Genomic DNA, 20980 nt, shown 5'->3' on the forward strand with positions numbered 1-20980 from the left:
ACTACAACTTCTGTTTGATGCGTACATTGTTTGACACATCTCATAAATAAAGTGCGTATAGGCGACCTTACGTTTCAGCAATTTTGTTTAACCATGAATTTTTTGTTGACGCCGGAAGAAAGCTGGCGCGGAAGGAATTCGCTGCAAGATTTCGCAGTTCATCCCGCGTAAATCCCTGTTCGGTGTGGGCGAGCAGGTATTCGTTGGCGATATCCGAACCGAAAAAAGCCGGGTCGTCGGAGTTGAGGGTCACGAGCATGCCGGCGTCGAAATATTGGCGCAGTGGGTGCTCCCGAAAAGAGGGACAGACGCCGGTACGGACATTCGAGGTGGGGTTAAGTTCCAGGGGAACACTCCGCGTTTTCAACTCTTGAAGTAGCTCCCGGTCGGCCGACGCCGAGAGAGCATGGCCGATGCGCTCGGAGCCGATGCTGAGCGCTTCCCAGATGGCTTCGGGTCCGGTGGTTTCGCCGGCGTGGTTGGTGAGATGCAGGCCGGCTTCTTTGGCATGCGCATACATGTCGCGAAACGGTTCAGAGCCGCACTGGCGCTCGTCGCCACCAAGACCGATGCCGACGATGGAGGGAAACTCGGCGCGCATCGCTGCGGCTTTCGCGAAGACGCGCTCGGCCTCCGGCACGGTGAAATGGCGCACAGCGTCGAAGATCCAGTAGACCGAGAGACCTAGTTCGCCCACGGCGCGGAGGCGGGCGCGCTCCAATCCAGCGAAGATCGGCTCAAAGCAGGCCGGGTCGTGATTGCGCCACATGTAAATGACCCCGACGGAGATGAAGACTTCGGCGTGGACCACACCCTGCTCGGCGAGATGCTGCATCATGCGCCAGGCGGCAAGCTCATAGTCGTCAGCGTGGATCAGTTGCTTTGTAACGGCGCGGAAGGCATTGATGAATTCGGTGAAGTTGGTGAAACGATAGAGGGCTTCGGCTTCGCGAAGAGTGATAGGCGTGGCGTCGTGGCGCTGGCTCAGCTCGACGAGTGTGGCGGGGGTAATGGTGCCTTCGAGGTGGAGATGCAGTTCAGCCTTGGGAAGGCGGCGGATGAACGCCTGAATATCGTCCATTCCTCCAGTGTAGGCGAGTTCAGGTGCGGTTCAAATGCACGGGCTACTCCTGCATTGGCTGAGTCACGGAAGAACGCTGTTGCAGGTGCGTCATTCAATCCTGGGCGGGAGCCTTTGTGATTGTGATTCCCAACCGCGCATAGGGCGCGAGGATCTTCTGCTTTGTCTGGGCGGCGACGATCATGCCGGTGATTTCAGAAAGTGGGGCAATGACATAAGGCGAAACCGCATTCAGCTTTTCAGGAGAAGCAAGCACGATCGTTTCTGCGGCACTGGCGCTCAAAGCTCTTTTCACGTGCGCCTCTTCAAAGTCGCCAGTCGTTAGCCCGGCCTCGGGATGGATCCCGGTTACGCCCATGAAGTAAATCTCGGCTCGGATTCTTGCGATGTTCTCAATGGCCGGGGCGCCCACGGCAACGACGGAGTGTTTGAAGAGTCTTCCGCCAATAAGAATCACTTCGATATTCCGATGTTCCACCAATTCGATCGCGATGGTTGGGCTGTGAGTCACGACAGTGGCTTTCAGATCCGGGGGAAGATGGCGCGCGATCTGGACAGCCGTTGTTCCGCCGTCAAGAATGACAACCTGGCCGGCGCGAACCATGCCGGCCGCCGCCCGTCCGATCAGCCTTTTTTCGTCGGTTGCCACACTGAGGCGCGAAGCGAAATTCCCCATGGCAGGTGAGGCGGGAAGGGCTCCGCCGTGAACCCGCTGCAGCAGGCCTTCCGCCGCCAGTTCTCTCAGATCGCGGCGGATCGTGTCTTCTGAGAGCCCCAGTTCCTGGCTCAGATCCTTGGCGACAACCTGGCCGGACTGGCGGAGAACCTCGAGAATGTGTTGCTTGCGATGAGTGGTAAGCACTTCCGCCACTATCGCACATTTCGGATCCTTGTTGCACGAAATAGCACGATATTGCACGAAACTGCATTTTTCTGGTACCGTGTGAAAAACGGAGGCCGTAATGGACACGCTTAGACCCTTGATCATCCTGATTGCCGGGCCCTATCGTTCGGGCACAAACGACGATCCCTACTTAATGGCGCAGAATCTGGAGCGGCTCGAATCGTTTGCGCTGCCCATCTATCGCGCCGGACACATACCGATGATTGGCGAATGGGTTGCGCTGCCGGTCATGAAGCAGGCGGGATCGATCGCGTTGGGCGATGCCATATCTGAACAGTATCTTTATCCCGTGGCGGGGCGGTTGCTGGAGCGCTGCGATGCGGTGTTGCGCATTGAAGGAGCGTCGAAGGGTGCAGACGAAGACGTGCGGATTGCGCGTGAGCGTGGTCTGCCGGTTTATTCCAGCCTTGAGGATGTGCCGGTTCTTGCGAATTAGTGCGGCGCGTGCTTCTGCAGCCATGTATGCGTCGCGGCGAGTTCTGCGGGCGACACGGACGGCGCGGCGCGTTTCATCATTTCGATGTACCAGTCGACCTCTTCCGGTAGTGCCGGATAGCCGACGTTTCCAGATGTTTTTCCATCGAGGTAGGAGTTGACGAGGGCTGTTCCGTTCTCGTCGGTCATGACGAGGAAGGGGAAGCCGGGCTCGCCCACGCCGCCGAGGGCCGTGCGCAGTTCGGTGCCGCCGGGAGTATTGGCGTGTTTGGTGTCATTCTTGAACTCGCCAACGTCGATGCGCTGGACCACGAAAGCCTTCTCCGTGATGGGTTTCATCTGCGGGTCCTGAAGGAAGCGCTCGTAGAGTTTGCACGGACCGCACCATGAAGCGGAAAAAACCAGAAGGATGCGTTTGTGCTCGCTCTGTGCTTGGGTCTTGGCATGGGCAAACATGGAGTCGGCGGTTTGAGGCGGCGCTGCGAGCGCAGGTGCGGCCAGCACGGTTGCGCAGGCAAATATCGCGGTCAGGATGAGCTTTCTGTTCCTTGTCAACGCAGGTCTCCAAGATGAGGTTGAAAGCATGATAGCGCGGGGACGAAGGTGATCCCGATTGATTCGCGCTCACCGCCAGGACTTTAGAAAGCAGGTCCTTCGCTCCGCCCTCCCCGCGATTGCTGCGCAATCGCAGGGCTTCAAGCTGCTCCGCTCAGGATGACACGCTTTGTGAGGAGTTGGCGATCAGCGTTGTGGAGCGAACTCGGACCGGTGGCGGCTGTAGAAGAAGTAGATCAGCAGGCCGGTGAAGAGCCAGATGAAGAACGCCTCCCATGTGAGGACTTCGAGACCCATCATCAGCATGATGCAGAAGATGATGCTGAGCACGGGGAACACCGGTCCCCATGGGGCGCGGAAGGAGCGGGGGCGCTCCGGTTCACGATAGCGCAGGATGAGTACGGCGATCGAGACCAGGACAAACGCGAAGAGCGTGCCGATGTTGGAGAGGTTCGACACGGTGCCGATGTCGAGCAGGCCAGCAGGGATGCCGACGACGAATCCCGCGACCCAGGTGGCGACGGCGGGGGTGCGATAGCGGGAGTGGATCTTGCCGAAGACCTTGGGCAGCAGTCCGTCGCGGGACATGGCAAACCACACGCGCGCCTGACCGAGTTGAAAGACGAGAATCGACGAGATCATGCCCAGCATGGCGCCGATCAGTACGACCAGTTCGACCCAGCGCAGGCTGCTGCCGCCGGGCTGGAGCGAGAGGCGCTTGAGGGCGTTCACCACCGGGGCGCCATCGCCCATGATGGAGTTCCACGGCACGATGCCGCTGAGACAGATGGCGACACCACCGTAGAGCAGCGTACAGGCTACGAGCGTGGCGAGGATGCCGAAGGGCAGATCGCGCTGTGGCTGTTTGCACTCTTCGGCAGCGGTCGAGACGGAATCGAATCCGATGTAGGTGAAGAAGATGATGGAACCGCCGGAGAGCATGCCGGTCCAGCCATTGGGCATGAACGGATGCCAGTAAACCGGCTTGACGAAGCTGGCTGCCGCGCCGATGAAGGTGAGGATGGCGACAATCTTGACGAGGACGAGGATGTTGTTGGTGCGTGCCGACTCGCGAATGCCGCGCACCAGTACGACGGTGAGGACCATGACCACGAGGAAGGCAGGGATGTTGAACCCGAAGTGCCAGCCGGGGGCATAGAGATCTTTGCCGGCGAGATCCTGCAGGCCGGTGGGCAGGTAAGCGGGCGAAATCCACTTGAGATCCGGATGCAATCCGAACCACTCCAGCAGCGCCTCGATGTGCGCGGCGAAGCCGACGCTGACGCTCATGTTGGAGAATGCGTATTCGAGGATCAAATCCCAGCCGATGATCCAGGCGACGAGTTCGCCTAGCGTGGCGTAGGTGTAGGTATAGGCTGAACCGGCGATGGGGATCATCGAAGCCAGTTCGGCATAGCAGAGGCCGGTAAAGACGCAGACGATGGCCACTAGAACGAGTGACAACGCGAGTGCAGGACCTGCGCCGGGCCTTCCGGCCATGGCGGTGTGGGTGAGCAGGTAGTGGATCAGGGGGGTATTGCTGACTTCAGGGGTGTCGAATTTCTGTCCCGCCATGGCGGTGCCGATGACGGTGAAGATGCCGGAGCCGATGACGGCGCCGATGCCGAGCGCGGTAAGCGACCAGGGGCCGAGTGTCTTCTTCAGCGCGTGTTCGGGTTCTTCCGACTCGCGGATCAGCTTATCGATGGACTTGCAGGCAAGCAGTTGGCTTGGCAGGGCAGTTCTCCTCGTCCGGTCCGGCATGCAGTGCAGGCGGTTCCGATGTGCTGTGGGAAGCCTTATGCGGCAGTGTACATGATGGGGATTGGACCAGGAGAGAGGTGCGATGTGAGGCAGGATCGTTGCGTAGAAAGGGATTACACGGCAAGGCCCGGACCGGCTGGTTGCCGATCCGGGCCCTTATTGTTTATGCGAACTGATCGTTTAGCGCTTCGACTGGCCGCGTGCCGCTTTCTTGAGTTTCTTCTTGTTGGACCCGCGCGGCGTCGTGCGCTTGGCCTTCGGTGCGGCCTTCTTGCGGGAGGCGCGTTTCACTTTTTTGCGTTCCAGCTTGTCTTCAATCTTCTTGGTATTTGCCAATGACAACCTCTCTTACTGAGTCAAATCAATGTGTCCCGTGTGAACGGGCGATGTGAACCTTATGGTAACAGGGATAGATGTGCAGGGAAAAGCCCGCAGACCCGCTGCGGCTCTCGTAAACAGCCTCGAAAAGCGTAAATAGCGGCACAGCAACGAGCGAATTCACGCTGAATTCGTCGAATCTCAGCGTAGAATGAAGGTAAGACGCAATCTGGTATTACCCAGCCTGCTCGGCCTTTGGCCGTTCCCCTTGCTTCAGACGAGCCCCGTAGCCCACGCAGCAATCACATGTCGTCGGTTCAACTGTCGGCATTCTCCTCGTGAACGGAGTTCTTCATGCGTTCTGATCAGATACATCGCGCCCTTAAGCAAGGGATGAACCGATTTGAAATGTGCCAGCTTGTTTCAAAAGGCGTGAAGGCCACGCACAAGACAGGTGGGCGATTCGAAGACACCATCAACAGTGCTCTGGAATTTCTGGGTACCCACAAGTCGGATCAGAAGTCCATGCACCCCATATCGAACAAGCCCGGTGACAAATCCCTGAAACCGGCCGCGTAGGCCGGCGTACTTTAGCAATACATACGCATAAAAATGAGAAGGACGGCTGTTATGCCGTCCTTTTTTGGTCTCACTTCGAACTCTCGTCCAAACTTAGACAGGCTGTACGTTCTCTGCCTGCCAGCCCTTGGGGCCCTTGGTCACGTTGAACTGGACCTTCTGGCCTTCCTGAAGCGAACGGAAGCCGTTTGCCTGGATGGCGGTGTGATGGACGAAGACGTCCTCGCCGTTTTCACGGCTCAAAAATCCAAATCCCTTGGCGTCATTAAACCACTTGACTGTGCCTGTTTCCATTGTGTGTTGTTCCTTTGTTGCAAATTACCGTCCGAACGCAATGAGGAAGTTTGCGAGTGAGCGGGTAAGCGAAACAGGCAATGACTTCTAGATCGAATTCTACGATTACCTCAAGTGTAACACAGGACGCTTGTTGACTTCAAAAAAACTCGTTTCTGAGGGGCGGCGGGCCTAAGACAAATGGCCCGCCCCATTGAAAGAACAAGGGAACCGTCCTGCGCTGTGACCGGACCTGATGATGACATATCGGTGGCTGGGAGGCGGACATCCGGGTATGTTGCAGTCTGGCAGATCGTCTGCGCGAACCCACAAACAGGTGGATAGAAGGCCCGATTGAATGCGAAAAGGATCGCTGCGAGATAATATGGTCGCCGTCGATGCGGGCGCTTCAGGGATTGGGGATGCCGGCCGGCGGGCAACGGGCGAGGAATGGCGACGGGTGAGAGAGAACGTGCGAGTAAAGAACACGACTTCCGGAGAATGGGGCGGTACTGACGCGGTTCAGCCGCAAACCACCCTCCTCGGCCGGCTCTGCAGCCGGTGGTGGGGTATGGCGCTGCTGGGAGCGGTAGTGTGCACGGGAGCCGGAACCCTGTTTGCTTTGCCGACTCTGGGTACGAGTCACTGGCACGATGAATTGCGGACTTATCTCGCACAATTCTGGAGTTGGGGACTCCTGACCCCCGCCATCGTTTTGCTGGACAGGAGCTTGCCGATTCCCGAGCGCGAATTGGGCCGCCGCCTGGGAGCTCATATCCTGGCGAGCATCGTCTTTACCGAGATCTACTTTTGCCTCTTTACAACGATGCGCGCCCTTGTGGGTGTTACGCCGTGGAGTTCGCTTCGAGTTTCGCAGCTTTTCAGCCCCGCGGTGATTGGGTGGCAGATCTGGTGCTGGCTGATCTATTGGATTATTCTGGGCGGCATACAGGCGTACCACTACTACCAGCGCTACATGAACAGCGAATTGCGCTTGGAGCGGCTGGAGCACAGCTACAGCGAGGCGCGGCTGAATGCGCTGCGCATGCAGCTCGATCCGCATTTTCTTTTCAACGCGCTGAACACCATTTCGTCGCATGTAGAGCGCGATCCGAAACTGACCCGCCGCATGATCGAGCACCTCGGCGACCTGCTGCGCATGTCCCTCGAATCGAAAGACCGGCAGGAAGTGCCCCTGGCTGAGGAACTGGCATTCCTGGAACATTATCTGGAGATCCAGAAGATCCGCTTTGGCGATCAGCTTCGCGTGGTGATGGATATTGCGCCGGAGGTGAAGTACGCCGCGGTGCCTTCGATGTTCATTCAGCCACTGGTGGAGAACGCGATTCGCCACGGCATTTCGCGCCGCGCTTCCGGTGGAACCCTGGTAGTACGCGCAAAACCGTTGGGCGACCGGCTGGAAGTTCGCGTGATGGACGACGGGGTTGGTCTGCCGCTAGGTTGGACGCTGGAGAGTTCCGAAGGGCTTGGCCTGTCGATCACCCGACAACGGATCGCCGGCCTTCATCCAAATGGAGCGAGCCGGTTTGTGGTGAGAAATCGCGCAGACGGCGGGACCGAGGTAGAGGTTTCGCTGCCGTTGCGCCTGGGAGAGGTAGCGAATGAACGCGCCTACGCTTGAGCCCATTCACGTTCTCGTAGCTGACGACGAGCTTCCCGCGCGTCAGCGTCTGATGGACCTGCTGCGACGCGATGAGCAGGTGAATTCAGTGAGTGAGGCTGCAGACGGAGAAACCGCGGTGGAGATGATTCAGCGGCAAAATCCGGACCTGTTGTTTCTCGATGTGCAGATGCCGGAATTGGACGGACTGGCCGTGATCGATGCCATCGGCGCGGCACAGATGCCGCTTACCGTATTCGTGACTGCGTACGATCAGCATGCCATTCGGGCGTTTGAAGCCAACGCGCTCGATTACCTGCTGAAACCCTTCAGCGACGAGCGATTCGAAGCAACGATGACGCGCGCCAAAGCTCGGCTTGATGAGCGCAGCATGAAGGAGTTTGGCCAGCGCGTGGTGAAGATGGTGAGCACCGCACCGGCCGCACAAGAGCGCAGGCTCGACCGGCTGGTGGTAAAGGCCGGGGGAACTACCCGCTTTGTGCGCGTCATCGATATCGACTGGATTGAAGCCGCAGGCGTCTACGTCACGCTGCATGTGGGGGGCAAGGAACTGCTGTACCGGGCGGCACTGAACGATCTGGCTGAAAAGCTCGATCCGCGGCGTTTTGTGCGCGTGCATCGCTCGGCGCTGATCAATATCGAAAGCGTTCTGCAACTGGAGCCGATTTCGCACGGGGAGTTTGAAGCGGTCCTCAAGAATGGCTCTCGTACTCGGGTCAGCCGGACGTATCGGGTGCAACTGGAAAAGCGGCTTGGCCAGCCGCTGTAGAACTGAGCGAGCGAGCCAAATCGGGTCGTCGTGAAAGGTGCATACTTTCTCAGCGGGGTGACCCAATCGCGCAGATCGGTTTTGAAACAGGGCACGACTGGGGGAACCCACGGAGTGGGTCGCGTGCCGCAAAGCTCCCAAAAGATGTCCGGGCTTCTGCTCCTGCTCGATTGAATTTATATGCTCACGACTCGCGGACCGGCGCACCACCCGTACTTTTCCTCTTGATAAAAGCCCGATACGCCGTGAAGTAATACACCATTGATCCAAAGGGCCAAGTCACCAGGAAGAGGAGAAACCAAAGCACCTTTACACAGACTGGTGAACGATCCGTAAATGCACAGAACATCGCCATGCCGAAGGAGACAATAAGCATACAGGGAATCGTCAGGACGACTAGCGCGGCGAATAGATTCCCCAGGCCATTGTTAGCCGATGAGGTGTTCAAGAAGTTTCGAATCCACGGCACTGCGAATGAGAGGCCATACGCAAAACAGGTTAAGCACACGACAATCGACCAGAAAATCAGCATGGAGACTACTTTAGATTCGAGCCAATTGAATTTCATTTTCGATGTTGATTGGAGTCTACTGCCTGGGTCCGTATTGTCGGCAATGCTGACGTCTTCAAGAATTTGGCCTCAGTGTCCCGGTTGCCGGACACACAACCTGAGCAGTGCAAGGCAGAATCGCCAGGTTTTACTTGCGGAATTCGCTGAAGACGGAATCATGGTCATCGCGCTTCGCGTGGCAAGCTGCACAGGCCGCTTGGCGCTCGGCCGTTAGCCTCCCCTCAGCCGGATTGCCACTTGGGAAACTCATGAATCCCCAGCCAGCCGTTGCGCGATAGAGCTCGCCCTGCTTCACCATTACATCAATCCGGCGCGTTGGCCCTTCAACGGTATTGCCCGCGACCTCCTTGGTTTCAAGCAAGTCATAGACAATCACAGAGCCGTCAGGAAACTTGCCCGTCTCATAGCCCTCAAGGGCTTTATCGTTTGCGTATATGTGGTGGATTCCACCCTCGGTCGCAAAGGCGGCACTCTGAGGCCCGACGAGCACACTCTTGACGTGGGCCCACGTGCGGAATTCCTTAGGGAATGGAGCGGCATCGTCGAGTTGCGCTAACAGAGAAAAGCCACCGGCGGAGACTGCGGTGGCAAGGAGCAAAACCAAATTTCTTTTCACTCGTTACCTCCATTCTGAAGGCAGTCTCTACCACAGCCAACGGCTGCGAAAAGTTGATTTTGACCGGGCGGTGAAATGATCTGACGAACTGGACCACAGAACAGTCAGAAAGGATTGTTGATCAACGCCCCAGCTCGGTGTTCAGTTGGACTTCGCGAGACGTTCCAGCCGCTCCGATGATCGACGCGGATCACGCGCATCGTACCGTGAAGGCGAAATAAATCAACCACATTGATTTGCGCCGACGGAATAAATGAACTGCCCTCGCTACTTTCGATATTGAGGCGCAAAGTATCGATTGATGCGGTGCCCCTTAGCACGCGCGTCTTGAGTCCGATCTCTGGCCCAGGGTGAAAGAAGACTTCATAAATCCCCGCGCAATTTCCAAGGAGTGGTCTGTGGCCAATTGGGAAGGTACAGCTAAGTTTTGTCTTGAGTGGCGGGCGCCAGATTTGCAACAGTGGCACTAAAAAGAGGGGCGGCTGTTTGGCCGTCCCTCTTGCTGTTTCGGATCTTATAGCTCTGAATTAGAGAGCCTGAACGTTCTCAGCTTGCCAGCCCTTGGGTCCCTTGACCACGTTGAACTGAACCTGCTGGCCTTCCGCCAGCGAGCGGAAGCCCTGCGACTGAATGGCGGTGTGATGGACGAATACGTCCTCGCCATTCTGGCGGGTGATAAAACCAAAACCTTTTGCGTCATTGAACCACTTGACTGTGCCTTGTTCCATTTGAAAATGCTCCTTTGATGCTATTACCGCGAACGCAATGTGGAAGTGTTGCGTGTGGAGCGGTAACTCGGAACAGGCAAGAACTTCTAATCGAATTCTGGGATTGGTAAAGAGTGTAGCATGGCTGGGGAGAATTTCGTGCCACACCAGAGTAACCGCGTCCTTGTCATCAATCCCGGTTCCACTTCGACTAAGTACGGTGTTTTCACGGCCGAAGGGGCGGAATGGGAGAGGTCAGTTCCTCATGGCGACGAGGAGATTGAGCAGTTTCGCGGGCGCTCGATGCTGGCACGAACCGGTTACCGTGCCGGGCTCATTGGAAAGGCATTGGCGGAGGCGGGATACGATGCAAAGGACTTCGCTGCCGTCGGCGGTCGAGGTGGATTACTACCGCCGATGGCTTGCGGGACATACCTGGTGGACAAGGCGATGGTTGAGGAACTCCGTCTCGCGCGCCGGGGTGAACATGCATGCAATCTGGGAGCCGTTCTGGCTCTTCACTTCGCTCAAGCCGCCGGAGTGAATGCCTACATCGTCGATCCCGTCACCGTGGACGAATGGCAGGATTGCGCGCGAATCTCCGGGTTGCCGCAGATTCAACGATCCTGTATTGGCCACGCACTGAATATCAAGGCCGTCGCGCGGCGATTTGCACGCGAGACAGGCCGTGTGTACTCCGATTTGCGACTGATCATCGCGCACCTGGGGAGCGGCATCACCGTCTCGGCTCACCGCGGTGGAAGGATGATCGACAACAACACGCCTGAGGAAGGACCGCTTGGGCCGGACCGGACGGGATCGCTGCCGGTACGCGAACTGATCAAGCTCTGCTTCAGCGGCGAGTTTTTTGAGGCGCAGCTTGATCGCAAGGTCTTCGGCGAGGGCGGTTTATTTGCCTACCTCGGGACACGCAATCTCGTGGAGGTGGAACATCGAATCGATGCAGGCGACGCGAAGGCAGCAGCCGTTTACGAAGCCATGATTTATCAGGTCGCGAAAGAGTGTGGCGCGATGGCTGCAGTTCTGGAGGGACGCGTGGATGCGTTGCTGCTGACCGGTGGCATGGCCCACTCCGACCGCATGGTGAACGGCCTCCGCAAGTACATTGAATGGATCGCGCCGGTGACTGTGTATCCGGGGGAAGATGAATTACAGGCGCTCGCTGAGGGTGTGTTTCGCGTACTGAACGGCGAGGAACCAGCCAGGCGGTTGACGACGCATGAGGCGGCAGCCAAGTGCCGCGAAGCGCTGGTGATCGGGCTGGAGTAGATCAGGCGGCTGGAATTGCGTGCTCGGGACCTGCACGGCTCCGAGGCGACCCAACCCCGGATCTGAGTTCCGCATCAAGTCAGCGCGAAAACATGCGGAGGCTGGCTGCGATCGGCAGGCCGATGAGAAACATGTGTACGAGCAGGCCCTGAACCAGGCCGCGGTATTGGTACGGCCCCATCGCATGGTAAGCGCTGAGCGGCAGCACAACCAGTTGCATGAACAGGAAGAACCCGATCCCGTAGAAGAGCCCGCAGACGATGAAGTGGTCACGCAGGAAGTCCAGTTTTTTGCTGGCAAGGCAATATGCGGCGGCGGCTGAGAAGGCAATGAAGTAGTGGATGCCGAGGCCGAGGATGTACTGACCGACCGACACATGACGCCCCGCTGCACCGACCAGGCCGCCGGCGATTCCAATCGGCATGTAGCGGCCAAAGCTGATGTAGGCGGAAGTCATGTCGAGCAGGCCGGCGACCCCGCCTCCCACCAGAATCGGAAGCGCAAGGCTGGTCTTTCGCGCCGCTGCGGAGATAGAAGCTGTGGACATCGCGACCTCGGGTAAGGCGGTGCGTTCTTAGTGAGGACATCGTCGCTGATCTTGATCGATGGGGCAATGTGTTTGCGACGGGACGGATGCGCGGGCGGGCGGGGCGGCTCAATTCTCCTGCAATACGGATGGGAATCTCGGCTTCCTATTTGAGTTGGCGCGAGAAGAAATCGAGCGTGCGCTTCACCGCGTCATCGTAGGCGGGTGGCAGAAATCCATGCCCCTGGTCGGGATAGATGTGGCTTTCGCAGGTGAATTTTTTCATCCCGCAGAGTTGCAGGATCTGCTGCGCATTCGCCACGGGAATGTTGTCGTCGTGCTGGCCATGCAGAATCAGCAGCGGGGGCATGCCCTTCAATTTGTAAAAGAATTCATCGGGCAGACTGCCGTACCACTCCGCTACCGCATCGACGGGAAGGGCCTGCGAGCCGGCAGCCAGCGCGACGGATGCCCCGAGCGAGAAACCCAGAAGCGCGATCCGGCGTTTGGCCCACGCGGGATTCTTGCGGCATTCGTCGACAAGATCGCTGACTGCCTTTTCCCAGGCAACATAATTCTGGTCCGAGGCACGATGGGTGTCTGTCGCGTCGAAGTAATGCAGGAAAAGGACTGTGTAATTCTTCGTTGCGAGGTATTGCGCCAGTCCACGGTAGAGGGGAACATCGGGTCCGCCCACTCCGTGCAACATGATGACGATGGGGCCGGTATTCGCAGGTCCAAAGATCTCGTAGGAGACTTGCCGTTCTCCGCTGGTGAAGTGGGCGACTTGCTGAGATTGCGCAAGCGTTGGAAGAGAGAAAAACGAAATTGTGATTAGCGCCAGCAACCTGAGTTTCACTGCAGGCCACGGCAATTTCAGCTTGCAAAGCATCGCATGGATTCTACTGCGGGCGGGTGGCTAGAGCTTCTCGAGGTTGGCGAACTTCTCCATCAGCTTCTTCATGCCATGCCGCGAAAAGAGCACGGTAAGCTTGGCTTCGTCGCCGTCGCCCTCGCGCATCACAATCTGCCCTTCGCCATATTTGCTATGGCGCACCCGCTGCCCTCTCTTGAGGCCGGCAGCACCGGTGGGCGCGGGAATATCCATCTTCGGGCGGGAGGTTGGCCGCACAAACGAGCCGGGCTTAACTGCTTTTCCGCCGAAGAAGTGCGCAATGTTGTCGATCGAGCCCTCCGGGCTTTTACTCTTTGGAGTTGAGTTTTGGCTGCCCGAAATCCTTGTCACTTCCTGGCTCTCGTCCTCGTAGTTGTAGTGCCGGCTGTCAATCTCGTTCGATTCTCCTCTTCGCCGTCCGCCATAACCGCTTCCACGGCCGTTTCCGTAGGCGGGAACGGACCATGCCGGCGACCGACCGCCGAGATTCTCGACAAGCTGGTTCGGAACTTCTTCGAGGAAGCGCGATGGGACGCTTTGCTCCGGCGCGTCGTTGCCGTAGCGGCGGCGGTAGTGTGCGCGGGTGAGGATCAGCGTGTTCATGGCGCGGGTCATGCCGACATAGCACAGGCGCCGCTCTTCTTCGAGCTCTTCGGGATTCATGAGTGTGCGTGAATGCGGGAACAGGCCCTCTTCGAGTCCCGCGAGAAAGACGAGAGGAAATTCCAGACCCTTGGCGGCGTGGAGGGTCATCAATGTAACGCGCGCGCTGGGATCGAACTGATCGGTATCGGAGGCCAGCGCGGCATGATCGAGGAATTCAGCGAGCGTTTCGCCGCGGACCTCGGCGTCGTGGGCGGCGTTGGCCAGCTCTTTCAGGTTTTCAATTCGACTGAACGCTTCGGGCGATGCCTCGGCTTCTAGCGCCTTGATGTAGCCGGTGCGATCGATGAGGAAGCGAATGAGTTCGGGAAGGGTGGCAGGATCGCCGGGTTTGCGAAATGCTTCCGGGGTTTCTTCGGACGATGACCTGTCGCTCTCGATACTCGACGCATCCATCCCCGGTTTCAAATTCGAGACCGGGGGCACCCTGGTTGTTGCCTGGTCTGGCCGCGCGGTCTGCTTCGGCATCTGGAGGAAGGGGCGTGCCTTTTTTTCGGCAAAGGACTTTTCTGTGAAGGGCGAAAAGTGGCTTGGGTCGAGCAGAGGAATCTGATTCTCGTTATCGCCAAAGCTGAATTCGGTTGCCGCTTCAAGCGCGTCGGTGACTTGCTGCTTCTCTTCCGGGCCGGGCTCGGTCGTCCCGAAGGAAAAGTCGGTGCCGGCATCGTCGGCTCCCACATCCGCGGAGAGCTTACCCGCGAAGTCCGGATCCATCATGGCCTGCGCATCGAGAATGAGCTGGCGGAACGACTCGAGAGCCATCTGCGCGCGCGTTGGAATCAGCCTTTGCCCAATCGCCGTTCCCAGTGCTTCCCACGTGGACTGGCCGGTTTCAAGCGCCAGGCGCTCCAGCGTCTCCAACGTGGTTTTGCCGATACCGCGTGCGGGGGTATTGATAACGCGGTTGAGTGCCATGGAGTCGTGCGGATTGCGAATCAGACGCAGATAGCACAGCAGGTCCTTGATTTCGGCGCGCTCGTAGAAGCTGAATCCGCCAACCATGGTGTACTTGATGCCGTAGCGGCGCAACGCCTCTTCAACCAGCCGCGATTGCGAGTTAGTCCGATACAAAACGGCGCAATGCGCCTCGTCGCCGGCTTCGATCGATGCGCGGAGAAACTTCTGGATGCGATCGGCGATGAACAGGGCTTCATTTTCACCGTCGGGGGCTTCGTAGTAGCCGATCAGCGAGCCGCCCTGGCGATCGGTCCACAACTTTTTGCCTTTGCGGCGAAGATTGTTCGCGACCACCGCACCGGCCGCTTCGAGGATGATCTGCGTGGAGCGGTAGTTCTGTTCGAGGCGGACGATGTGCGCATTGGGAAAGTCCTTCTCGAATTCGAGAATGTTGCGGATGTCGGCGCCGCGCCAGGAGTAGATACTCTGGTCCTCATCACCGACGGCGCACACGTTCTTGTGCTCGCCGGCAAGCAGCTTCATCAGTTCATACTGCGGGCGATTGGTGTCCTGATACTCGTCGACGAGGATGTAGCGATAGCGCCGCTGGTAGTACTCGCGGGTGGGAGCGGAAACCTTGAGCAGCCGCGCCGCCTCCAGCAGCAGATCGTCGAAGTCGAGCGCGTTGTTCTTGCGCAACTCTTCCTTGTAGCCCTTGTAGATGTGCGCGATGCGCTCGCTGTCGGGGTCCTTTGCGCCGAGGTAATAATCCTGCGGATCGACCATGTGGTTCTTGGCCCACGAGATGCGACCCAGGACGGTGCGCGGGGTGAGTTGCTTGGTATCGAGTCCCATGCGGCGCATGACCTGTTTGACAATGCCTTGCTGATCGTTCTCATCGTAGATGGCGAAGGAGCGGGTGAGGCCTTGACCGTCCACCTTCAAGGCTTCGATATCACGGCGCAGAATGCGTACGCAAAGCGAGTGGAACGTGGAGATCAGCGGTTTGGAAAGCGAAGAGTGGCCGATCAGGCGCTCCACACGTTCCGCCATCTCGGCTGAGGCCTTGTTGGTAAACGTAACCGCCAGAATCGAATCGGGCGCTACGCCCTTCTCCTGGATGAGCCACGCGATACGGCTGGTGATGACGCGCGTTTTGCCTGATCCTGCGCCGGCCAGGATAAGCAGTGGACCGTCCGTGGTTTCAACGGCGGCGCGCTGTTCTGGGTTCAGATTTTCGATGAGCGACTGCGACAAAGGTGGCGTCCGGCGGAAAGGTTCCTCCCTCTAGTTTACCTGCCGCGCGATGACCACACCGATCGAGAGGATTTACGCGTGGGATCAACCTGAAACCGCTTTGATCGAAGTAATTTAGCTGGACTTCTTTCCCATCGACCGTTCATGTGATCGCTGACATAGCACGAGGGGAAAAGGCGGAGTACGCTCTGCTCGTTCACTCCAGAGATTCAACTTTGGATCTGGTAGCGTCGCCTCAGCCACGGAATCAGGAATGATCCGAGGTCACATGGAGACCACCCAGGGAAAAGGGTTGGCCCGTGCGCCCTTATATTTACAGGCTTTTATGGATACTGGTTTCGACTGTTGTCTTCGCTGCATCCGGCTTCGCTTCGCCGCTGAATAACCCGCTACTTCCATTGGTTCCGCCCGGCGCAGAGATCGTTGCGGGGTTCGACAACCACCCAACTGGTCACGAGCACGGCCGGCTATTGCTGTCCACGCATAACGACCGGCTTGACCTGGACGACTGGCAAGGGCTTGCGGGAGTCGACAGCAAAAGGGTTATCGATGAAGTGATCGAAGTGGCCGCCTCTTCCGCGAGTGGAAGACTCACCGAACACCTCCTGTTGGTGGCGGGACATTTCAATCGGGAGAGAATCTTTAAAGCCGCCGAATTGAACGGCGCGCAACGCAGCGAGTTCCAGGGCGAAACGGCTCTGCTCATCAAACCATTCGACCGCGAACAGGGAGAGATGCTGGACGCGCGCTGGCTGGTGATCCTGAACGACCACATCGCGATGCTGGGCACACGAACGATGGTTCAAAGCGCATTGCGGCGCTACGCCACTCATGCCGACATTGATATGCCGCTCATGGAACGGCTGGCGCAGATGCGTCGCGACGTAACTTCGTGGACGATTCTCATGGGATCCCCAAAAACCGAAGGGAGTCTTGCTCTCACGCAACCGAATAGCGTGTTGACGCGGCTGCTCGATGGTGCGGAAGTCTTGATGATTGGCGCACGCTTCAGTGCCAGAATTCGCGTGGATTTTTCACTTCACGGTCGCAACGATCATCAGAGCGAATTCTTGACGGAAAAGCCAGCATCGCTCGCAGACGTCTTTGCGAAAGAGCCGCTGCTCTTGTCTGGTTCACCACCGCAATCGCAAAGCCGGTTGGGGAATCTTTCCATGGAACTGGATTGCATCCAGGGCTCAGTCGAATTGTCGCAGAAAGACTTTGAACAGTGGAACCGCCAGGGAGGGTTCACGCGGCGTTCGCAGGGACAGGCAACGCGCACGCTGTCTCACGGAGAGTAACCATCGTTGCTGAACCACAGCGGTAAACGACGTCCCATCCAAATTGAAATTCGAAGGCGCTCCGCGAGATTCGGGAGCGCCTTCGATGTCTTACAACAATTAATTCGAATGTTGGTTAGTTGGTTGGTCCGAATGAAACTCCACGCAGCACTTCGCCGAAGCCGGCGGTGCGCAGGGTGCGGAACTTCTCATGGCCTGCTTCGGTCGGGTTTGTGTTGCGTAGCTGGTCGGTGATCATGACCAGCTTGTTGGGGTCGGCTCCAGTGTCTCCGCCGCCGCTGGTGGTTGAAGTGATAGCCCAGATGGTCACTGTTCCGTCTTTGTCCACCTGGCCGGTGATGTTGCGCAATCCGTCAGTCGTGGGAGACCAGGGCAGGGCGGTTGCCGCGTTGTCTCCTGTCGGGTAGCCCTTGACCGTATAGGGTGCGCCGAGATCGAGACCGTCGGTCAGCACGTATGCCAGTTGCCACTGTCCGACGGTCGCGTTGAATACCCACTTCTGCAGGCCGGCGAGGGTTTGCGCCGCGGCATGCGTGTACAGGTCGGAACCTCCGGCATAGCCGTCGCCTTCATCGGCAACATAGAGAGTGTGGGCGTCCGCGAACCATATTCCAAACGGGAAGTGGGTCGGGTCTACGTCCTTGTTCGACGAGGTAGGAAAGCCTGCGAGGACACAAAGGTTGTTGGGGAGCCCCGCGGATGGCAGCGGCAGAGAATAGCTTAGCGGCGTCGTCGGCAGCGTCGCGCCGGCAGAGGGTACTCCGACTCCCCCGGTGCAGGGCGTATCGCTCGTGTTCACGTAGTAGACGGTGTTGACACCGTTGCTGCCGGAGCCCTTGGTGTAATAGAGCACGTTGTTGAAGACTGTCATGCCGCGGAAGTTGTCGTCCTTGCCCACTTTGTCAGCTTTGTCGCCAAGTTCGGTGACCGAGAAGCTCGCGACCGGGGTCGGCAGCCCCGGAGCCTGATCGCTTTCAGATGCATTGAGGAGATCCATGATCTGCGCTCCTGCGCCGAGAACGATGTTCTGCGGCTGCGGGTTGGCGCCGTTACCGGCATTGCCCGCAGTGTAGAAGACGTCGTTGCCCCAGGTATTGTTCAGAATTGCCGCGCGGCCATTGTTGCCGCTATAGGCATTGGTCTCGATGAATTCGAAGTGTCCCCGGCGATCGACGCGCGCAACGGCGCGAAAATATGAATTGGGAACGGGATCGGTTGCGTCAAAGGCGCCCGGCGTATTGGAGTTCGACACATCGATCGTGTTCGCGGGCGCCACGTAGCCCATGAAGGTTATGTATCGTCCATCCGTAGACAGATTCAATCCAAGCTCGGATTTGGAACTGAAACTCGTTACCAGTTGATTGCTCGATGCGGTGATCCAGCGGTCGAGGCTATTTGGCACTTCGAGCGAACTGATGACGTGCCCGGAGGGCGTCGAGTGATCGAGGAAGATGCGCGAGGTGATGCCGAAGCTTGGATCGTAGAGCACGTTGTTGAACACCGCGGGATAGGTGCCGTCATTGGTTGCGCCGGTTGCCGGGGAACAGAGCGCTGGAGCGCAATTGGGCGGCAGCACCTGGCCCACGGTGACATTATTGGTGCGATTGTCGTAGACGGAACGGCTGACGACAAGGTTGCCGGGGTTGAAGGCCGGCTTACCCTGTGCCGCAAGGACGCCGGGTAAAAGCAGGCTGGAAACCGTGAATGCTGCGGCGAGGATGTTGCGATGGCGGGGAAAGACAAAGGGAATCAATGTCACGAAGTGACCTCCTGGAACTGTGAATTGTGCGTGCGGAGAATCTGGCGAAGCGAACACCGCCGATGAAGCTAACAGCGCGTTGTGAATGAACGATGAAGATGAAGTTAAAGACGCGTTGCGACCGGGGGGGGAACGACGGCGCTATTCTGAGTGGGCGATGAAATTCAAACGGGTGGCCGTGTATTGCGGGTCGGCGAGCGGGTCCGATCCAAGGTTTCTGGCGGAAGCAAAGGCGTTAGGAAGTGCGATCGCCAATGCGGGGCTTGGCATGGTGTACGGTGGCGCGAGCGTAGGCCTGATGGGAGCCGTTGCGGATGCGGCGCTGGCGGGCGGGGCTGAAGTGATCGGCGTGCTGCCGGAGATTCTGTCCGGCAGCGAGATAGGCCATCAGGGGCTGACGCGGCTCGAAATGGTGCCTACGATGCACGAACGCAAAGCGCGCATGGTGAAGCTGGCGGATGCGTTTCTGATGCTGCCCGGAGGCTACGGAACGCTGGACGAAATGATGGAGATCATTACCTGGAAGCAGCTTCGACTGCACGCCAAACCCTGCATCCTGATCAACACTGCAAATTACTGGGACGACCTGCTCGCATTTCTGGATCGAGCGGTGGAAGCCGGGTTTCTAAAAGCGGAGAACCGAGGGCTGCTGGAAGTCGCGGCGACCGCGGCTGACGCCGTGGAGCGGGTGAGTGCATCAGTTCTGAAAACTGAAGATTGAAGAGTGAAAACTGAGAACTGAAAACTGAGAACTGAAGACTGAGAACTGAATACTGAAATCACTCCACCGTCAGGTCCTTGAGAAACAACTCGTAGTCCTTCATTGAAGGCGCCTCGATGGAGGCGGCCATGTCCACAATGACTACATAAAACAGCTTGCCCGGGATGCGCTTCTGCGTCTGGCTGGGATGGAAGTACTGGGTGCCTTTGTCCGGGTCAGTTTTAGGTGGCTCCCACGGAGATTCGAAGAGGAGGCCGGGGAATTCAGGCTCATCGCGCTCGAAGACCAGGATATGGCCGTGCCCATCGCCGTCTGCCTTGTACATTCCGGGCTGCACTCCCTTCATCGCGAGACAAGCCGTCGCTGGACAGCGCGACGGAGCGAATGGCTCGAATTTACCTTTGTGCGTGAACTTCTTTGCGTATTCGCCGAGACTCTGGCCCGGTGGCGCCTGCTGCACCATGAGAAGAATGCTGGGCTGCAGGTTTCGCGCGACGGCCTTGTAGGGGCCGGAGAAAAACCATGCTGCGCAAGACCCGTTGTTGAAATCCAGTTGATTGACTGACCAGTTGCCGGGAGTGACGAGCCTGGCGCCGCAGAGGGTTGCCGTGAACTGGGTGCCGTCGCCGGATTTCTCCCCGTGCCAGACTTCTTTGGGCTGATATTCCTTCTTTGGATCGTAGGTGTCGAATCGGTTGCGTGCGGTATCGACAAGAAAGGTTTGTGTCGGCGATGGAGGTACATGAAGCTTGTCGAGATAGGAGCCGGCGCGCAGGACGTGTGCGGGCATTCCGGTGATTGCCGCGCAGGTCATGTAATCCCTCCAGAAGGTTGGCGGGAGCTGATCCCATGCGTGTGCGGCTTCAATCGCGAGAAATTCTTTGGCGCCGGGCTTGGTTTCGAGAGTCTGGCAGAGCAGGTTGGCGTGGAACCAGGAAGCGCGTGTGTCGTTCGGGGCAAGTTTGCGCGCGGCCTCCAATGCAGCGATTGCTTTCTCGTGGCTGTCGGGGACGTCGACGTTGTAAGCGTAGTGGGCGACAAGGCCGGTGAGAAGTGCCAGTTCTTCGTTGTCAGGATGCTTCAGGAGCGCGGCCGTGAGAAAGCCAAGATCCTTTTCCAGCCGGTCGGCCACGTCTTTTTTGGCGAGTGCGTAGTCCCATTTGTTTGTCCACGCGCCCGCGTAGGGTTCAAGCTGGCGTGCATCGTCGAGGGCCGCGAGAACCGAGGTCTCCTGCGGCAGAGCGTCGGCGTGGATTGCCGCGATGTCGGCGAGCGCGGGAGTCGCGGTGAAGGCGAGCAGAAGCGTGCAGAGCAGCGCGAAAGTCCGGCGCATGGATGCCTCGCGGATGGAGCGTTGGGGATAAGTGTAGTGGAAACGAAACTGTTCCTGCCGGCAAATGCAGCGTAAGAAGAAGGCGTGTGGAAAGGCGCTCCATTTGACGTTAGAATCCTGGTTC

21 protein-coding genes are annotated in these 20980 nt (G+C 58.2%); 7 read left to right on the forward strand and 14 right to left on the reverse strand.

Annotated elements, in window-relative coordinates:
• Positions 1-67 precede the first annotated feature (67 nt).
• A complete protein-coding gene (gene add / locus VK574_RS21505; protein ID WP_472801936.1) occupies positions 68-1081 on the reverse strand; it encodes an adenosine deaminase in 1014 nt (337 codons plus the stop codon).
• Between the two features lie 94 nt (positions 1082-1175).
• The gene (locus VK574_RS21510; RefSeq protein WP_472801937.1) at positions 1176-1952 is read right to left on the reverse strand and encodes a DeoR/GlpR family DNA-binding transcription regulator; all 777 of its coding nucleotides are present in this window, start codon (positions 1950-1952) and stop codon (positions 1176-1178) included.
• Positions 1953-2043: 91 nt separating this feature from the next.
• Between VK574_RS21510 and VK574_RS21515 the strand changes: the two genes are divergently transcribed.
• Entirely contained in the window at positions 2044-2421 is a 378-nt protein-coding gene (locus tag VK574_RS21515; RefSeq protein ID WP_472801938.1) for a DUF4406 domain-containing protein, read from the forward strand.
• On the opposite strand, the gene VK574_RS21520 is transcribed toward VK574_RS21515, so the two are convergent.
• The 3 genes from VK574_RS21520 to VK574_RS21530 all read right to left on the reverse strand — a co-directional run bounded on the left by VK574_RS21520 (position 2418) and on the right by VK574_RS21530 (position 5075).
• On the reverse strand, positions 2418-2975 hold the full coding sequence (locus VK574_RS21520) for a thioredoxin family protein (protein WP_472801939.1): 558 nt from the start codon (positions 2973-2975) through the stop codon (positions 2418-2420). The genes VK574_RS21515 and VK574_RS21520 overlap by 4 nt on opposite strands.
• Before the next feature lie 186 nt (positions 2976-3161).
• Complete coding sequence (locus tag VK574_RS21525) at positions 3162-4739, reverse strand: amino acid permease (protein ID WP_472801940.1); 1578 nt, start codon at positions 4737-4739, stop codon at positions 3162-3164.
• 180 nt (positions 4740-4919) lie between these two features.
• Positions 4920-5075 carry a hypothetical protein gene (locus VK574_RS21530; RefSeq protein WP_348264133.1) on the reverse strand — a complete coding sequence of 52 codons (156 nt, stop codon included), beginning with the start codon at positions 5073-5075 and terminating at the stop codon, positions 4920-4922.
• 336 nt (positions 5076-5411) lie between these two features.
• On the opposite strand from VK574_RS21530, the gene VK574_RS21535 reads away from it, so the two are divergent.
• The gene (locus VK574_RS21535; protein ID WP_472801941.1) at positions 5412-5636 is read left to right on the forward strand and encodes a DNA-directed RNA polymerase subunit omega; all 225 of its coding nucleotides are present in this window, start codon (positions 5412-5414) and stop codon (positions 5634-5636) included.
• Between the two features lie 93 nt (positions 5637-5729).
• Here the strand turns inward: VK574_RS21535 and VK574_RS21540 are convergent, their stop codons facing one another.
• The gene (locus VK574_RS21540; RefSeq protein ID WP_472801942.1) at positions 5730-5930 is read right to left on the reverse strand and encodes a cold-shock protein; all 201 of its coding nucleotides are present in this window, start codon (positions 5928-5930) and stop codon (positions 5730-5732) included.
• A 337-nt stretch (positions 5931-6267) separates the two neighbouring features.
• On the opposite strand from VK574_RS21540, the gene VK574_RS21545 reads away from it, so the two are divergent.
• Complete coding sequence (locus tag VK574_RS21545) at positions 6268-7551, forward strand: sensor histidine kinase (RefSeq protein WP_472801943.1); 1284 nt, start codon at positions 6268-6270, stop codon at positions 7549-7551.
• Positions 7532-8320: a LytR/AlgR family response regulator transcription factor gene (locus VK574_RS21550; protein ID WP_472801944.1), complete on the forward strand. Its 789-nt coding sequence runs from the start codon at positions 7532-7534 to the stop codon at positions 8318-8320. The genes VK574_RS21545 and VK574_RS21550 overlap by 20 nt, the downstream gene beginning before the upstream one ends.
• Positions 8321-8504: 184 nt before the next feature.
• On the opposite strand, the gene VK574_RS21555 is transcribed toward VK574_RS21550, so the two are convergent.
• From VK574_RS21555 to VK574_RS21565, 3 genes are all read right to left on the reverse strand, one after another.
• Complete coding sequence (locus VK574_RS21555; protein ID WP_472801945.1) at positions 8505-8852, reverse strand: hypothetical protein; 348 nt, start codon at positions 8850-8852, stop codon at positions 8505-8507.
• A 166-nt stretch (positions 8853-9018) separates the two neighbouring features.
• Positions 9019-9507 carry a cytochrome P460 family protein gene (locus VK574_RS21560; RefSeq protein ID WP_472801946.1) on the reverse strand — a complete coding sequence of 163 codons (489 nt, stop codon included), beginning with the start codon at positions 9505-9507 and terminating at the stop codon, positions 9019-9021.
• Positions 9508-10034: 527 nt separating this feature from the next.
• Positions 10035-10235 (reverse strand): cold-shock protein, encoded by a 201-nt coding sequence (locus VK574_RS21565; RefSeq protein ID WP_472801947.1) that lies wholly within the window; start codon positions 10233-10235, stop codon positions 10035-10037.
• Positions 10236-10373: 138 nt separating this feature from the next.
• Here VK574_RS21565 and buk point away from each other — a divergent pair, with 138 nt between their 5' ends.
• The gene (buk, locus tag VK574_RS21570) at positions 10374-11504 is read left to right on the forward strand and encodes a butyrate kinase (RefSeq protein ID WP_472801948.1); all 1131 of its coding nucleotides are present in this window, start codon (positions 10374-10376) and stop codon (positions 11502-11504) included.
• A gap of 79 nt (positions 11505-11583) precedes the next feature.
• Here the strand turns inward: buk and VK574_RS21575 are convergent, their stop codons facing one another.
• The 3 genes from VK574_RS21575 to VK574_RS21585 all read right to left on the reverse strand — a co-directional run bounded on the left by VK574_RS21575 (position 11584) and on the right by VK574_RS21585 (position 15742).
• Positions 11584-12051: a hypothetical protein gene (locus VK574_RS21575; protein ID WP_472801949.1), complete on the reverse strand. Its 468-nt coding sequence runs from the start codon at positions 12049-12051 to the stop codon at positions 11584-11586.
• A gap of 145 nt (positions 12052-12196) precedes the next feature.
• Positions 12197-12889 carry a dienelactone hydrolase family protein gene (locus VK574_RS21580; protein WP_472801950.1) on the reverse strand — a complete coding sequence of 231 codons (693 nt, stop codon included), beginning with the start codon at positions 12887-12889 and terminating at the stop codon, positions 12197-12199.
• A gap of 60 nt (positions 12890-12949) precedes the next feature.
• Positions 12950-15742, reverse strand: coding sequence for an ATP-dependent helicase (locus VK574_RS21585; protein ID WP_472801951.1), 2793 nt, complete (start codon positions 15740-15742; stop codon positions 12950-12952).
• 299 nt (positions 15743-16041) lie between these two features.
• Here VK574_RS21585 and VK574_RS21590 point away from each other — a divergent pair, with 299 nt between their 5' ends.
• A complete protein-coding gene (locus VK574_RS21590) occupies positions 16042-17043 on the forward strand; it encodes a hypothetical protein (RefSeq protein WP_472801952.1) in 1002 nt (333 codons plus the stop codon).
• Between the two features lie 115 nt (positions 17044-17158).
• On the opposite strand, the gene VK574_RS21595 is transcribed toward VK574_RS21590, so the two are convergent.
• Entirely contained in the window at positions 17159-18802 is a 1644-nt protein-coding gene (locus VK574_RS21595) for a hypothetical protein (protein ID WP_472801953.1), read from the reverse strand.
• Positions 18803-18959: 157 nt separating this feature from the next.
• Here VK574_RS21595 and VK574_RS21600 point away from each other — a divergent pair, with 157 nt between their 5' ends.
• Positions 18960-19523: an LOG family protein gene (locus tag VK574_RS21600; protein ID WP_472801954.1), complete on the forward strand. Its 564-nt coding sequence runs from the start codon at positions 18960-18962 to the stop codon at positions 19521-19523.
• Between the two features lie 58 nt (positions 19524-19581).
• Here VK574_RS21600 and VK574_RS21605 read toward each other — a convergent pair whose 3' ends face one another.
• The gene (locus VK574_RS21605) at positions 19582-20856 is read right to left on the reverse strand and encodes a hypothetical protein (protein ID WP_472801955.1); all 1275 of its coding nucleotides are present in this window, start codon (positions 20854-20856) and stop codon (positions 19582-19584) included.
• Positions 20857-20980 lie beyond the last annotated feature (124 nt).

Origin of the sequence: Occallatibacter sp., from assembly GCF_035317045.1 — a bacterium.
GTDB lineage: Bacteria > Acidobacteriota > Terriglobia > Terriglobales > Acidobacteriaceae > Telmatobacter.